Raw genomic sequence first — 13,411 nt, 5'->3', positions numbered from 1 at the left:
GATAGAATGAGAGATAGAGTGACACATCGAAGAGGGGGTTACAACAAATATGAAAAGAATAGGACTAGCATGGCAAATATTAATAGGACTTGCGCTTGGTATTGCGGTTGGGGCGATTTTCTTTGGCAATCCAGCAGTGGTGAGTTATTTACAACCAATTGGTGATATTTTCATCCGATTAATTAAAATGATCGTTGTGCCAATTGTTGTAGCAAGTATTGTTGTTGGGGTTGCTGGTGTTGGCGATGTTAAAAAATTAGGTCGACTAGGCGGAAAAACAATTATTTACTTTGAAATCATTACAACAATTGCAATTATTGTCGGTCTATTAATAGCGAATATTTTCCAACCAGGAAAAGGCGTAAATATGGAGCAGTTAACAAAGACAGATATTTCGAAATATACACATACGACAGAGCAAGTACAAAGTCATTCATTTGCAGATACATTTGTAAATATTGTTCCAACGAACATTATGAAGTCGTTAGCTGACGGAGATATGCTAGCTATTATCTTCTTCTCTGTACTATTTGGTTTAGGTGTAGCAGCAATTGGTGAAAGAGGAAGACCAGTTCTTCAATTTTTCCAAGGTGTGGCTGACGCAATGTTTTACGTAACAAACCAAGTTATGAAATTTGCACCATTTGGTGTATTTGCACTAATTGGTGTTACAGTTTCTACATTTGGTCTTGCTTCATTAATTCCATTAGGGAAATTACTAATTGTCGTATATGGAGCAATGATCTTCTTCGTCGTAGTTGTCTTAGGACTTACAGCGAAAATATTTGGAATTAACATTTTCCAATTCTTTAAGATTTTAAAAGACGAGCTGATTTTAGCGTATTCTACAGCAAGCTCAGAAACAGTTTTACCAAAAATCATGGAGAAAATGGAGAAATTCGGTTGTCCGAAAGCAATTACATCTTTCGTTATTCCGACAGGTTATTCATTTAACTTAGATGGATCAACTTTATATCAAGCAATTGCGGCTATTTTCTTAGCGCAAATGTACGGTATTGATTTATCTATTACACAACAAATTACATTGTTGCTTGTATTAATGGTTACATCAAAAGGGATCGCAGGTGTACCGGGCGTATCATTCGTTGTATTATTAGCGACACTTGGTACAGTAGGTATTCCACCTGAAGGCTTAGCGTTCATTGCTGGTATTGACCGTATTTTAGATATGGCTCGTACAGCAGTTAACGTTGTAGGAAACTCTTTAGCAGCTGTAGTTATGTCTAAGTGGGAAGGTCAATATGACGCTGAAAAAGGACAAGCTTATTTAAAAGAGATTTCTGAAAAGGGTCAAGCGGCTTAATTATAATATGAACAAGCTCTCACATAATATGTGGGAGCTTTTCTGTATATAGAAGAGGAGCAGACATAATGAAACGAAAATATGGTGACGGTTCTTCGTGGAAGAGACTAATAGAAAAGAGTTATACGGTTAAGCAAGTGGAAGAGGGAATGCTCGGAATACTGGATATAAAAAAGGTGAGAGAGCCTAGTTGTAAAGAATATGATGGTGAAGAACTTTGTATTGCAGCAGATCAGTATACGTGGATTCAATATTTCATAGACGGGAAAAACTTTGCGATTACCGCTATGTTAGATGATCAGAAAAAATTAGTGCAATATTATATCGATGTGGCGAAAGAATATAAAATAGACGATCGTGGTTTACCGTATTTTGATGATTTATATTTAGATGTAGTATTATTATCTAGCGGTAAGGTGTATGTATTAGATGAAGAGGAGCTAGAGGATGCTTATAAAAGTGGTGATGTCACGAAGGAAGAGTATGAGCTAGCTTGGCACACTACGAAATGGATATTAGCAACAATAAAAAATAGTGAATTTTATTGGATTTCAATATTGGAAGAAGAAATCGAAAAGTTAAAATGATTGTTGTATTCAAATTTTTGTATAATTACCAAAAAAATCTATACAAAAAATAATTGACTTTTGTTTTGTAAGCGAGTAAAGTTAGGGAAGAAATTATTATTAAAAAATAAATATGAAACCTTCTTATAAAGAGAGGCGGAGGGACTGGCCCTACGATGCCTCGGCAGCGGACTCGATTTCAGAGTGCTGTGCCAAATCCAGCAAGCGTGTGCTTGAAAGATGAGAAGAGTGTTTCTTATAGATGTATAAGACCTCTTCTCATCGGAAGAGGTCTTTTGTTATTCATTAGAAAAAGGTTGAAACTAGGGAGAGATGGTACTTTGAAAGAAACGAGAGGAAATGGTTTAGCTTTATTACCACTTGGAATATTTTTGGCGCTATTTATTGGTTCTGGAATTATTACAGGTGATTTCTATAAATTGCCGATACTTGTAGCGATTTCAATTGCTGTAGGAGTCGCTTTAGTGATGAATCGTAAAGAAAGTTTTAATGTGAAAGTAGAGCGGTTCGCTAAAGGTGCAGGAAATCCGGATATTATGATTATGGTATTAATTTTTGTGCTTGCAGGTGCGTTTTCTGAAACTGCTAAAGGAATGGGCGGAGTAGACTCAACTGTTAATTTAGCGTTAACTATTTTACCGCCAGGATTTATCGTAGCTGGAATCTTTGTTATTGGTGCATTTATTTCATTAGCGATGGGAACTTCAATGGGAACAATTGCAGCATTAGCGCCGATTGCTGTAGGTATTAGTGGTCAAACTGATATCTCAATTGCGCTTGCAATGGCTACTGTTGTTGGCGGAGCGATGTTTGGTGATAATTTATCATTTATTTCAGATACAACAATCGCAGCTGTTCGTTCACAAGGAACAGAAATGAAAGATAAGTTTAAAACGAACTTTTTAATTGTGTTACCAGCGGCTATTATTACAATTGTACTATTAGTAATAGTTACTTCAGGAAGTGACACGCAGATTAAAGCACATAGCTTTGATTGGATAAAGATTTTACCGTACGCAGGAGTACTTATTACAGCGCTACTTGGCTGGAATGTACTTATTGTATTAACTGGTGGAACTGTACTATCTGGTGTTATCGGCCTTATAGATGGAAGTTACACGTTAGAAAGTTTCTTTAAAAGTGTAACGACTGGAATGGGCGGTATGATGGAGTTAGTATTACTTGCTATATTAATTGGCGGTATGGTTGAATTAATCCAATATAATGGTGGTATTCAATATTTAATGAATGTATTAACACGTAATATTCGTTCGAAAAAAGGAGCGGAATTTGGTATTGCTGGTTTAGTGAGTATGACGAATATGTGTACAGCGAATAATACGATTTCAATTATCTTTACAGGCCCGCTTGCAAAAAATATTGCAGATCAATATGAAATAGATCCTCGTAAATCAGCGAGTGTATTAGATCTTTTCTCATGTTGTGTGCAAGGATTAATTCCGTACGGTGCCCAAATGTTAACGGCAGCAGGATTTGCAGCGTTATCTCCGGTTGAATTGTTGCCATATGCATTTTATCCAATCTTAGTTGGAGTATGTGGGATTGTTTCTATTTTAATTGGGTTTCCAAGGTTTTCGAAAGTAGCTGAGAAAAAAGAGTATCATAAAACAGCTTAATTTAATATGAATGTTAGTAATTAAAAAACGTGCAGAGAATAGACTCTGCACGTTTTTTTGCGTAAAGGGCTGAATATGACTCGGTCTTAAGTCTGAGTTAAAAACGGTTCTTAAGCTCGTTATGGAAAGATGAAAAAATAGTTAAGATAAGAGTATCAAATCGAAGGGAGGCAAGCACAAGATGAAACAATTTCTAGCGTTTATCGCAGCCGGTATTTTGGCTTTAATTGCTCTTGGTAGTCTTGCTGGTATTGTAGGATTCGCAATCGGAGCAGGAGTTGTATATTGGAGCTATAAATCATTTGTGCGAGCTAAATCATTTTTTGGAAAGTTAGCTTGGGGTATTGTGGGTTTAATCGGTTTATCCATTGCACTTTCTCATTCGCCAGCATTAATCGGTATCGCTGCTTTAGTGGTTTTATACTACGGATACCGTGAGTGGAAAAAAGAAAAAGATGTAGTTGTTGAATCTGCTCCAGAAAGTTCTAAACCATATAGTAACTTTGAAGATGAGTGGAACAAATTAATGAAAAACTAAAACAATAAATCAAATTATAAATAAAGTAGAAGAGAGGAAGATTTATAATGAAACAATCTTTATTCGGACGTGTACGCGATGCAATTTTAGCTGATTTTCATAACGTGTTAGATGAGAAGGAAAGAAAAAATCCAATTGCGATGTTAAACCAATATTTACGTGATAGTGAGCGTGAAATAACAAAAATTGAGAAGTTAATTGAGCGTCATAAAACATTAAAATCTAATTTTGCTCGTGAGCTTGAGCAAGCACGTTATTTCGTTAATAAAAGATCAAAGCAAGCTATCATTGCTCAAGAAGCAGACGAATTACAATTGCACGAACGTGCGTTAGAAGAGGTAGCTTATTATGAAGGGCAAGTAACTCGATTAGAAGAAATGTATGCAGGTGTTGTAGAGCAAATTGATGAGTTAGAGCGTCGTCTTTCTGAAATGAAAAATAAATTAAAAGAAATGCACGCAAAGCGCATGGAACTAATGGCACGTGAAAATATGGCACATGCAAATCGTCGTATGAATACTGCGATGCATAAAATGGATGAAAATAATCCGTTCTTACGATTTGAAGAGATTGAAGATCATATTCGTGACTTAGAAACTCGTATGAATGAAGAGCATGAGCGTGACACGTTTGATATGAAAATTGCAAAACTTGAGCGTGAAATGAAAGAAAAGAATGATGTATCGTTAACGAAAGAGTTAACAAAATAATAGTAGTATATTATAAAACAGGCTTATGATATAGTGATAGGAGAAAAGGTGTTGGAAAGCAATGCCTTTTCTTCTATGTATATGTGACAAGAAGGGGGGAGCTGAAATGAAGAAACATTTTTCAAAGACACAATTAATGGGGATGCTCCTCATCATATTTGGATTCGGTCTTTTTCTTGATATGATACTTGGACATTTTGAACCAGGTGGTCTCATTTTTGCATTTATTATGCTTATGTTTGGAAGGCATTATCGTAAAAAGAATCGTTATGTACGGGGAAATGTATTTTTATTTGTTGGTGGTATCGTATTTTTATTTTTCTTATTTTCATCAGCAGCATTTGTTCTTGTCGTATTTGCTTGTTTAGCTTTAATTGGTTATCAATTGATTCAACAAGGGCATCAGCAAAAAGCAATGAAGGTTGAAATTAAAGAAAAAGGGATTATAGACGAAGAGAAGCAAATATATCGTACAGAAACATATTTGAAAAATATGTTTGTAGGCAATGTACGAATGATGGATCATATTTATGAACTTGAGGATATTAATGTTCAATATGGTGCTTGTGATGTGGAAATAGATTTAACAACTGCTATGATTCCAGAAGGGGAAACGGTAATTGTTATTCGGGGTGTCGTTGGTAATATTCGTTTATATGTGCCATATGATATTGAACTTTCTTTAAATCATTCTGTTATTGTCGGACGTGTGCTCTTGCCAGGTCATGAAGAGACAGGGTTTAACCGCAATGTTACATTTAGAACAGAGCAGTATAAAGAGGCTCCTCGTCGTATTAAAATTATTTCTTCGCTTGTCGTAGGCGACACGGAAGTGAGGAAAGTATAATGAAGAAACAAAAAAATATTTCGTGGATGTATATTCGTTATTCTATGTTGTCCTCTGTTAGTATCGCACTCATTTGTACAATTGTATATGTATGGAAAAGCGAGCAACAAGTGTATGATTTATTATGGAAGGAATCCATCGCTTCTGTTCCAATTGGCTTGTTTATTATGACTACAAGTTTACTTATCGGGGGAATTGTAGGATATGCAATCGGTTATTATATAGAGCAGCGTATACAAGGATTAAATACTTTTCTATTTGAAGTAGAGCGAGGGAATTTTCCGAGCGATGTTTCGTTTACTGCAGATGATGAATTTCATGAAGTGGAACGAAAAGTAATCGTTCTGGCTCGTCGATTAGAGGAGCAAGCTGGACTCTTTCAAAAAGTAACGAATGAACGAGCTCATTGGAATGAAGAGATGAGACAAGAAGCGATTTCTCAAGAAAGGCATCGTTTAGCAAGGGAGTTGCATGATTCAGTAAGTCAGCAGCTTTTCGCAATGTCGATGATGATGTCAGCGATTAATGAACAAATAACTGAATTTCCAGATGTGACAAAAAAACAATTGCAACTTGTTGAAAATATGGTTGTAAATGCTCAATCAGAAATGAGAGCATTGCTCCTTCATTTACGTCCTGTACAATTGGAAGGTAAGAAACTGACAGAAGGTATAGAGGAATTATTAACGGAATTATCGCGAAAACAACATATGAAAATTGAATGGCTTATTGAGCCAATAGAATTAAAAAAAGGTGTAGAAGATCATTTATTCCGTATTGTGCAAGAAGCGCTATCAAACACGTTGCGACACGCGAAGGCAAAGAAAACAGAAGTGCGCCTTCGAAAAATTGATCAATATGCGATTTTAAAAATCATTGATGACGGCGTTGGGTTTGAAGTAGGGGTTAATAAGGCTGGTTCATATGGCCTAAGATCGATGCAAGAGCGTGTTCATGAAATTGGTGGGACACTTAAGGTACTTAGTTTCCCGGCCAAAGGTACACAAATAGAAGTAAAAGTACCGATCATGATTGAGAGAGGGGGAGAAGTATGATAAAAGTATTGCTTGTCGATGATCATGAAATGGTTCGTATGGGTGTATCGGCATATTTATCTACACAGCCAGATATTGAAGTAGTAGGGGAAGCTGAGAATGGAAGAAAAGGATCAGAATTAGCATTGCAATTAAGGCCGGATATTATTTTAATGGACCTTGTTATGGATGAGATGGATGGTGTCGAAGCAACACGTGCTATTATTCAAGAATGGCCAGAAGCAAAAATTGTAGTTGTAACAAGCTTTTTAGATGACGAAAAATTGTATCCTGTTATTGAGGCTGGGGCGACCAGTTACTTATTAAAAACATCAAGAGCAAGTGATATTGCTGATGCTGTACGAGCTACTTATGATGGAGAAACAGTATTAGAGCCGAAAGTTACCGGGAAAATGATGTCCCGTATGCGTCAAAAGAAAGAGCAACCTTTGCATGATGATTTAACGGAAAGAGAGTTTGAGATTTTGTTATTAATTGCAGAGGGAAAAAGTAATCAAGAGATTGCGGACGAGTTATTTATTGCACTGAAAACGGTAAAGACACATGTGAGTAATATATTAAATAAATTGAATGTAAGTGACCGTACTCAGGCGGTTATTTATGCATTTAGGCATCAATTAACGAAGTGATAAAGTGAAACTTTAATCAGTGGGGAGGTTGTTCCTCTCCCACTGATTATCAGCCCTCACCAATCGGGCTTTTACGGGCAGTTAATGCGGGATAAAGTAAAACTTTAATTGGTGGGGAATTCCTCGCTGATTATTGGCTCGATACAATATAGATTTGGCGTTAAAACAATTGAATGTTTTTATTGACGATAAATGATGTAAGCGTTATCATTGAGGTGTTAACAGTACATATAAAGGGGAGAATGTATATGTTAGTTCAAACTATATTCGGAATGGATAAGTCTAAAAAATTAGGGGATTATGTGAACGCATTACAAGCGCTTTGTGAACAATATAATATTGAAACAGATAAAATTGCGATTATTGAGGCAACAGAGGAATACTATTTATTTTTAGTAAAGCAAGAAGAGCGCTATGATGTTGTCAAGGTAGAAACAGTTGATACAAATATTGAATATTATACGAAGGCTTATAAAATAAGCAGTTTTAATCATGCTGCGTATCAAATGTAAAAAAACTCCCTTTTGGGAGTTTTTTTAGGAGGCTTTTACTTCGTGAGATTCGGTTACTAATGGAACTTTTTTCGTACCGCTTAACCTAGCCGTTGCAAGACCAATAAGACCTCCTACTAATGCTGGTATTAGCCAGCCGATTCCTTCATTATATAAAGGGATAAATTCAAAATATGGTGTGATAAATGAAACTGAAATACCACCTTGTTTTAATCCATCAAATACGCTCACTACAGCTGCTCCAATTAAAGCACCTACATAAACAGAGCGATATCCACCGAAGTATTTATGAAGTAATGATAGTAGTACGAGTACAATCGCAATTGGATACACAACAAGTAGAATTGGAACAGAGATTGCGATAATTTTCGTTAAACCTAAGTTGGCAACTAGTAATCCTAATGCGCAAATGATACTCGCGAACGTTTTGTATGAAAATGTAGTCAATAATGTTGAAAAATATTGGCTGCACGCAGATACGAGTCCAACGCATGTCGTTAAACAAGCGAGTGTAACGATAAGAGATAATAGGAGCAAACCGTATGGACCGAATAATTGTTGTACGATAACAGTAAGTAGCTGTCCGCCATTTTTTGCATATCCGAGCGAGACGCTAGTTGCCCCAAGCCAGCCGAGTGCACCGTATACAAGTACGAGCCCTGTAGCGGCAATAAGCCCTGCTTTTGCTGTGGCGATGGCAATGGACTTACGATCATTCACACCTTTAGAGCGAATTGCATTTACAACGATAATTCCGAATGCAAGTGCTGAAATAGTGTCCATTGTTAAGTAGCCTTCCATAAAGCCTTTGAAGATTGGAGAAGTTTGATACTCTTGCATCGCTGGTCCTGATTGCCCAAGTGGTGTAAATACACTTTTAACAAATAATAAGAAAATAGAGAGTAATAAAATAGGTGTTAATACATTCCCAATACGATCAACAAGTTTAGATGGATTCAAACTCAGCCAAAATACGATAGTAAAGAAGATGATTGTATATACAAATAGCACTAGGCTGCTAGAGCGGATTGTTTCTGGCAAGAAAGAACTAACCCCCATTTCATAAGCGACATTTGCAACACGTGGGATGCCCATGGATGGACCGATGGCAATGTATACAACTACTGTAAAGAAAATTCCGAATAATGGATGGGCATGACTTGCAAGTTGCTGCATTCCATTTCCTGATAGAGAAATTGCGATAACAGTAAGTAGTGGTAAGCCAACTCCTGTTAGTAAAAATCCAATCATTGCTGGCCAAAAGTTTTCACCTGCGTTTTGCCCAAGCATGGGAGGGAAAATTAAATTACCTGCCCCAAAAAATAAAGAAAATAGCATAAGACCCGTGAAAAAAATATGTTTTTTTGATACAGTGTTCATTGTTTTTCCTCCTTTTTCATTCATTTGTAAGAACACAAAAAACTCGTCCCTAAAGAAAGGGACGAGTTATATTTACCCGCGATACCACCCTAATTTACACATGTAGAAATAAATCTATATGTATACGGCTTTGCAACGTACAACATGATACGTGTTCCTTGTAACGGGGGACGGCCGGTAAGAACTTACTGTAACATTCGGTTCTACTTCTCGGAGATGATTTTCGGTTACGCACTGAACGTTGGCTTTCAGCAAATCGCCAACTCTCTGGGGAACAGTTCTATAACGTACTCGTTCTCGTCAATGAATTTTTATTCAAGTATTCTGACAGTATTGTTGCATGTTTTTTTTAGAAAGTCAATATGTTTTTTGGAAGATATATTTATATATGGAAATATCGAAAGTGATATTCGTTGTTGCAAAAGGAATAATGAATTGTAAAATAGGAGTAAAAATTTGCGGAGAATTGTAAAATTTATAGAGAAAGTTGATATTTATAGGAGTAAAGAAGGGATTTTTTGAATTTACAGAGAATAATACAACAATCCACTTGCTGGAAAGAACAAACCAAAAGAGGTGACTGAAATGCTTGCGATGGGAGTATTATTTGGCATTATTGCTATAATTGGTTTTATGTGGTTATATTATTCGCGTTCGTTTAAACAAGCAGAAGTTTTACTCTTTCAAAAAGGTAGTTTATTGACAAATCAGTCTAGATATTTAGTATGTCCGAAGTGTGGAAGTGCACAGGCCAGAAGTGGAGGATATCAAGAGTGTTGCAAAATTAGATTATGAAAGAAAGGAAGCCTCACATTATTTTGTGAGGCTTCCTTCCTTACAACTTCATGGCGCTCCAAATTGTCCATCGATCTCTTTCAATAATAGGAGAGACGTTTTGTAATGCGGTCTGTATATGTTGTAGAAGTTGAGAAAGTTCATCATCTGTTAACTCATATAGAATGGATCGACCTGTTCGAGGAGATAAATCTTGCAATAATGCTTCTACAGAATCATGTATTTTTCGTATTTCCCATTGTGTTTGTGCGGGAAGTACATGAAGAGAATGTTTTTGTAATTCTGTCTGTATAGTGTTGGTTTTTGGACGTCTTTTTGACTCTATTTCAATAAGTTTTGGAAATAGAGAGAAAAAATATCCGCGAATGTGTTCGGGACTTCCTGGAATTGTACAATCTTCAATTGTTCGATCTTGTAAAATAAGTACACCGTTTTTATTTAATATACGAGAAGCTTCACGTAAAAATGTAGGAATGTCTTGTAAATGATGAATAACTGCACGCGAAATAACTATGTCGAATGTTTCATTAGGGTATGGGATATTATGTGCATCACCGTGGATGAATGAAATGTTTGAAAAGTTGTTACAATTTTCTTTTGCAGCTTGTAATATTTCTTTTGAAAAATCAAGTCCCACAACATTTTTGGCTCCCATAAGAGCGAGTTCTTTCGTATAAATCCCACCACCACAGCCGATATCAATTATTTGCTTGTTTTGTATTTCTGTAATGTTTTTTACCATTTCAGCCCAAGAAATATGAGCGTTTCTTGTTGCATATGTGTACTTATTATTTTCATCATGAAAATTAATGGACATGATAAAGACCTCCTTTCAATGATTAGTATAGCGTATTTAATAGGATGTCACGTTTTTGTTTTATGTATGAAGATTATAAGGATTTCTTATCGTAAGAGGAGGATTAATTTGAAAGGGAAATATGTATTGGTGTTGTTGTTTGTTATGTTACTAGCAGCTTGTGGTCAAGTTGAGCCGAAAAAAGAAACAAAAAAAGTAGAAGAGACGGTGAATGAAGTGAAAGAAACAATAGGGGTAACCGTTATACAAAAAAAACATAAAGAGAAAAAGTTGCAGGAATCAGAAGCGAAGTTAGTAATAGACATTTTGAATAAAGCTGAGAAACAAGAAATAACAGGAAGCTTCGGTGAACCTGAATATGAAATACAAATTAGTAGAGATGGGAAAAAAGAAACTTATTATGCATGGTTAAGAGGAGAAGATAGACGAGGATGGGTGCAATATAAGAAAGCTATGTATATGTTGCATGAAAAAGATACGGAAAAGCTTTTGGATATATTTCCAAATGTCTCAGAACAAAAAGAAGATGAGATGCAGGTAAGCCCTTTAACAGAAGTAACAAAAAAAGATTTACAGATTACCGCATTTCATATTAAAACAGGCGATCAAAACGTGAATTATACGGTACGGTATACGATTTCACAATCACTATACAATAAGTTAGTGAAGGAGCAAGAATATTATTTGCAACTCAATTTTCCAGAAAAAGTTCAAAAATTAATTGGAGCAAAAGAGAGTGAAATAATTTTAGGTGAAAAAGTAAAGGAAGGGTATAAGCAATATGAATTGCATGCTACTGTTCTGATAAAAAGCGCTTCACAATCACAATTAAAATCATTAGAAACATATTACGAAAATTATGATTTGAAAATATTAAACAGTGAAAAAGAAAAAATAGGTGTGTTTCAAAATATAATTCAGATTGTTAAAGATTATGGTGAAAAAATGAATTTTCAAAGATAAAGTGAGACTTTAATTAGCCCTTACGGATTGGAATGAATGTAAACTCGTCAAATCTATATGGCCTTTCCTAGGAAATGATAATAGAGAGGGGAAAGCACCCCTCTCTATTACTTTGCTTTTGCAGATGGCTCATTCATTGATTTTCGTGTAATAAGAAAAGAAATCATAAGAGCGGAAAGGATGACAAGGGCAATAAATACGTGATTGGGCAACAAATCTAATAATAATACGTAACTAACGGTATAAAAAATAAGAGTTGAAGCTAAAAACGATAGAGCACCTATTATAAGAGATTGTAAATTCATTTGTGTACACCTCCTTTTATTTATATTTTTGGCTGAAAATGGATTATATAAACATTATTTCTAACAATAGAAAAAAATATGTCATAATAGAGAAAAGAACAAGCTTTGATGAATGAATATGATTCATTAATGAGAGATAAAGGAGAGGAATATGAAAAATAATAAAAAAGGATTATGGGGAATTATTGTTGCGGTAGGTCTATTTTTACTGTCTAAGTTAAAGTGGGTATTTGCAATTTTTAAATTAGCAAAGTTTTCAACGGTATTTAGTATGTTTCTATCGCTTGGCGCATACGCAGTTCTATATGGTTGGAAATTTGGAGTAGCGCTCATTTATTTGTTGTTTGTTCATGAAATGGGCCATTTATGGGCTGCGAAAAGAAAGGGGATCCCGACATCGCCAGCAATCTTTATTCCATTTATGGGGGCCCTTATTGGAATGAAAGAGATGCCGAAAAATGCGAAAGATGAAGCTTACATTGCCTATATGGGGCCGCTTTTCGGACTTCTGTCATTTTTACCGGCGATACCGCTTTATATAATGACGAAAGAGCCATTTTGGGCGCTTGTTATTTTGCTTGGAAGTATGATTAATTTCTTTAATTTAATTCCCGTTTCGCCGCTAGATGGTGGGAGAATTATTTCAGTTGTCAGTACTAAAATTTGGGGAGCAGGCCTTATTTTATTACTTGGCTATTCAATTTACTTTAAAAGTATTTTGGGAGGATTTATTGTTATTATCGGTTGTATGGAGTTATATAGAGTAATAAAGAGAGATGAGCCGATTAAGGAATTAGGGCATAAAATTGATGGGATGAAAGAATATATTACTAGGCTTGAAGAGGAATTAAAAGAAACGGGTGCTGTACATCGGACTATATACGTGATGCATCATGAGATGAATGCATTAAGACAAAGAGAACGGGAAAAAGAGTTACAAATAGGTGAACTTCAAAAAATGGAAGTGTTAGAGTATCTTTTACCGAAGTTCGAACCGTTAGATTATGTTCCATATGAAGATGAAAAAGATGAGTATACAATTCACATAAGGGAAGCATTTGAAGCGTCAGAAAGAAAATTAAATGAATGGAAAACAGAAAAGGAACAACAAGAAAACTATTATAAAGTGGATGCGAAAACGAAATGGACAGTATTTGCTTGTTATATCGGATTAATGGCTATACTCGGTTACACAGCTTATGAAGGATATATTGTTTTACAAGAACATTTGCCAACGAGAAATGTATAGAAAAATATTGTCGAAATGATAGGAAGAATTTATACAGGAATTATATTTCTACGAGAGAAAGTT

15 protein-coding genes, 1 riboswitch and 1 other annotated feature are annotated in these 13,411 nt (G+C 35.5%); of the genes, 12 read left to right on the top strand and 3 right to left on the bottom strand.

Going from position 1 to position 13,411, the window contains the following annotated elements:
- Positions 1–49: 49 nt before the first annotated feature.
- The 9 genes from gltP (at position 50) to ACTFR3_RS09395 (ending at position 7,839) form a co-directional block, all read left to right on the top strand.
- A complete protein-coding gene (gltP, locus tag ACTFR3_RS09435) occupies positions 50–1,324 on the top strand; it encodes a glutamate/aspartate:proton symporter GltP (protein WP_000821134.1) in 1,275 nt (424 codons plus the stop codon).
- 68 nt (positions 1,325–1,392) lie between these two features.
- Positions 1,393–1,911 (top strand): DUF402 domain-containing protein, encoded by a 519-nt coding sequence (locus ACTFR3_RS09430; protein ID WP_000824664.1) that lies wholly within the window; start codon positions 1,393–1,395, stop codon positions 1,909–1,911.
- A gap of 120 nt (positions 1,912–2,031) precedes the next feature.
- Positions 2,032–2,137, top strand: a riboswitch (SAM riboswitch).
- 94 nt (positions 2,138–2,231) lie between these two features.
- Entirely contained in the window at positions 2,232–3,548 is a 1,317-nt protein-coding gene (locus tag ACTFR3_RS09425; protein WP_000665496.1) for a Na+/H+ antiporter NhaC family protein, read from the top strand.
- Positions 3,549–3,729: 181 nt separating this feature from the next.
- A complete protein-coding gene (locus ACTFR3_RS09420) occupies positions 3,730–4,086 on the top strand; it encodes a lmo0954 family membrane protein (protein ID WP_000808640.1) in 357 nt (118 codons plus the stop codon).
- Positions 4,087–4,133: 47 nt separating this feature from the next.
- Positions 4,134–4,796: a PspA/IM30 family protein gene (locus ACTFR3_RS09415; RefSeq protein ID WP_000814124.1), complete on the top strand. Its 663-nt coding sequence runs from the start codon at positions 4,134–4,136 to the stop codon at positions 4,794–4,796.
- Positions 4,797–4,902: 106 nt separating this feature from the next.
- Positions 4,903–5,643 carry a cell wall-active antibiotics response protein LiaF gene (gene liaF, locus ACTFR3_RS09410; RefSeq protein WP_000716095.1) on the top strand — a complete coding sequence of 247 codons (741 nt, stop codon included), beginning with the start codon at positions 4,903–4,905 and terminating at the stop codon, positions 5,641–5,643.
- Complete coding sequence (locus tag ACTFR3_RS09405) at positions 5,643–6,698, top strand: sensor histidine kinase (RefSeq protein ID WP_000744326.1); 1,056 nt, start codon at positions 5,643–5,645, stop codon at positions 6,696–6,698. The genes liaF and ACTFR3_RS09405 overlap by 1 nt, the downstream gene beginning before the upstream one ends.
- The gene (locus ACTFR3_RS09400; RefSeq protein WP_000598707.1) at positions 6,695–7,327 is read left to right on the top strand and encodes a response regulator; all 633 of its coding nucleotides are present in this window, start codon (positions 6,695–6,697) and stop codon (positions 7,325–7,327) included. The genes ACTFR3_RS09405 and ACTFR3_RS09400 overlap by 4 nt, the downstream gene beginning before the upstream one ends.
- A gap of 173 nt (positions 7,328–7,500) precedes the next feature.
- Positions 7,501–7,839: a DUF3922 domain-containing protein gene (locus ACTFR3_RS09395; RefSeq protein WP_440044371.1), complete on the top strand. Its 339-nt coding sequence runs from the start codon at positions 7,501–7,503 to the stop codon at positions 7,837–7,839.
- A 24-nt stretch (positions 7,840–7,863) separates the two neighbouring features.
- Here the strand turns inward: ACTFR3_RS09395 and brnQ3 are convergent, their stop codons facing one another.
- Positions 7,864–9,219: a branched-chain amino acid transport system II carrier protein BrnQ3 gene (gene brnQ3, locus ACTFR3_RS09390; protein ID WP_001099135.1), complete on the bottom strand. Its 1,356-nt coding sequence runs from the start codon at positions 9,217–9,219 to the stop codon at positions 7,864–7,866.
- 54 nt (positions 9,220–9,273) lie between these two features.
- Positions 9,274–9,532: a binding site (T-box leader), on the bottom strand.
- Between the two features lie 272 nt (positions 9,533–9,804).
- Between brnQ3 and ACTFR3_RS09385 the strand changes: the two genes are divergently transcribed.
- Entirely contained in the window at positions 9,805–10,014 is a 210-nt protein-coding gene (locus tag ACTFR3_RS09385) for a hypothetical protein (RefSeq protein WP_000880630.1), read from the top strand.
- A gap of 40 nt (positions 10,015–10,054) precedes the next feature.
- On the opposite strand, the gene ACTFR3_RS09380 is transcribed toward ACTFR3_RS09385, so the two are convergent.
- The gene (locus ACTFR3_RS09380; protein WP_000026281.1) at positions 10,055–10,831 is read right to left on the bottom strand and encodes a class I SAM-dependent methyltransferase; all 777 of its coding nucleotides are present in this window, start codon (positions 10,829–10,831) and stop codon (positions 10,055–10,057) included.
- Positions 10,832–10,939: 108 nt separating this feature from the next.
- Here ACTFR3_RS09380 and ACTFR3_RS09375 point away from each other — a divergent pair, with 108 nt between their 5' ends.
- Positions 10,940–11,794: a hypothetical protein gene (locus ACTFR3_RS09375; RefSeq protein WP_000677060.1), complete on the top strand. Its 855-nt coding sequence runs from the start codon at positions 10,940–10,942 to the stop codon at positions 11,792–11,794.
- Between the two features lie 107 nt (positions 11,795–11,901).
- On the opposite strand, the gene ACTFR3_RS09370 is transcribed toward ACTFR3_RS09375, so the two are convergent.
- On the bottom strand, positions 11,902–12,099 hold the full coding sequence (locus ACTFR3_RS09370) for a hypothetical protein (RefSeq protein ID WP_001053356.1): 198 nt from the start codon (positions 12,097–12,099) through the stop codon (positions 11,902–11,904).
- A gap of 151 nt (positions 12,100–12,250) precedes the next feature.
- On the opposite strand from ACTFR3_RS09370, the gene ACTFR3_RS09365 reads away from it, so the two are divergent.
- Positions 12,251–13,348 (top strand): site-2 protease family protein, encoded by a 1,098-nt coding sequence (locus ACTFR3_RS09365; protein WP_440044370.1) that lies wholly within the window; start codon positions 12,251–12,253, stop codon positions 13,346–13,348.
- Positions 13,349–13,411: the final 63 nt, after the last annotated feature.

Origin of the sequence: Bacillus cereus group sp. MYBK14-1 (assembly GCF_051916885.1) — a bacterium.
GTDB lineage: Bacteria > Bacillota > Bacilli > Bacillales > Bacillaceae_G > Bacillus_A > Bacillus_A cereus.
Note: the sequence above shows the minus strand (reverse complement) of the source record. Positions and strands in the feature narration are given on the sequence as shown.

What these genes read in the sequence shown, in the direction of transcription:
- gltP (WP_000821134.1), top strand. Translation starts at nt 50, where the DNA reads ATGAAAAGAATAGGACTAGCATGGCAAATATTAATAGGACTTGCGCTT.
- ACTFR3_RS09430 (WP_000824664.1), top strand. Translation starts at nt 1,393, where the DNA reads ATGAAACGAAAATATGGTGACGGTTCTTCGTGGAAGAGACTAATAGAA.
- ACTFR3_RS09420 (WP_000808640.1), top strand. Translation starts at nt 3,730, where the DNA reads ATGAAACAATTTCTAGCGTTTATCGCAGCCGGTATTTTGGCTTTAATT.
- ACTFR3_RS09415 (WP_000814124.1), top strand. Translation starts at nt 4,134, where the DNA reads ATGAAACAATCTTTATTCGGACGTGTACGCGATGCAATTTTAGCTGAT.
- liaF (WP_000716095.1), top strand. Translation starts at nt 4,903, where the DNA reads ATGAAGAAACATTTTTCAAAGACACAATTAATGGGGATGCTCCTCATC.
- ACTFR3_RS09405 (WP_000744326.1), top strand. Translation starts at nt 5,643, where the DNA reads ATGAAGAAACAAAAAAATATTTCGTGGATGTATATTCGTTATTCTATG.
- ACTFR3_RS09400 (WP_000598707.1), top strand. Translation starts at nt 6,695, where the DNA reads ATGATAAAAGTATTGCTTGTCGATGATCATGAAATGGTTCGTATGGGT.
- ACTFR3_RS09395 (WP_440044371.1), top strand. Translation starts at nt 7,501, where the DNA reads ATGTTTTTATTGACGATAAATGATGTAAGCGTTATCATTGAGGTGTTA.
- brnQ3 (WP_001099135.1), bottom strand. Translation starts at nt 9,219, where the DNA reads ATGAACACTGTATCAAAAAAACATATTTTTTTCACGGGTCTTATGCTA.
- ACTFR3_RS09385 (WP_000880630.1), top strand. Translation starts at nt 9,805, where the DNA reads ATGCTTGCGATGGGAGTATTATTTGGCATTATTGCTATAATTGGTTTT.
- ACTFR3_RS09380 (WP_000026281.1), bottom strand. Translation starts at nt 10,831, where the DNA reads ATGTCCATTAATTTTCATGATGAAAATAATAAGTACACATATGCAACA.
- ACTFR3_RS09370 (WP_001053356.1), bottom strand. Translation starts at nt 12,099, where the DNA reads ATGAATTTACAATCTCTTATAATAGGTGCTCTATCGTTTTTAGCTTCA.
- ACTFR3_RS09365 (WP_440044370.1), top strand. Translation starts at nt 12,251, where the DNA reads ATGAAAAATAATAAAAAAGGATTATGGGGAATTATTGTTGCGGTAGGT.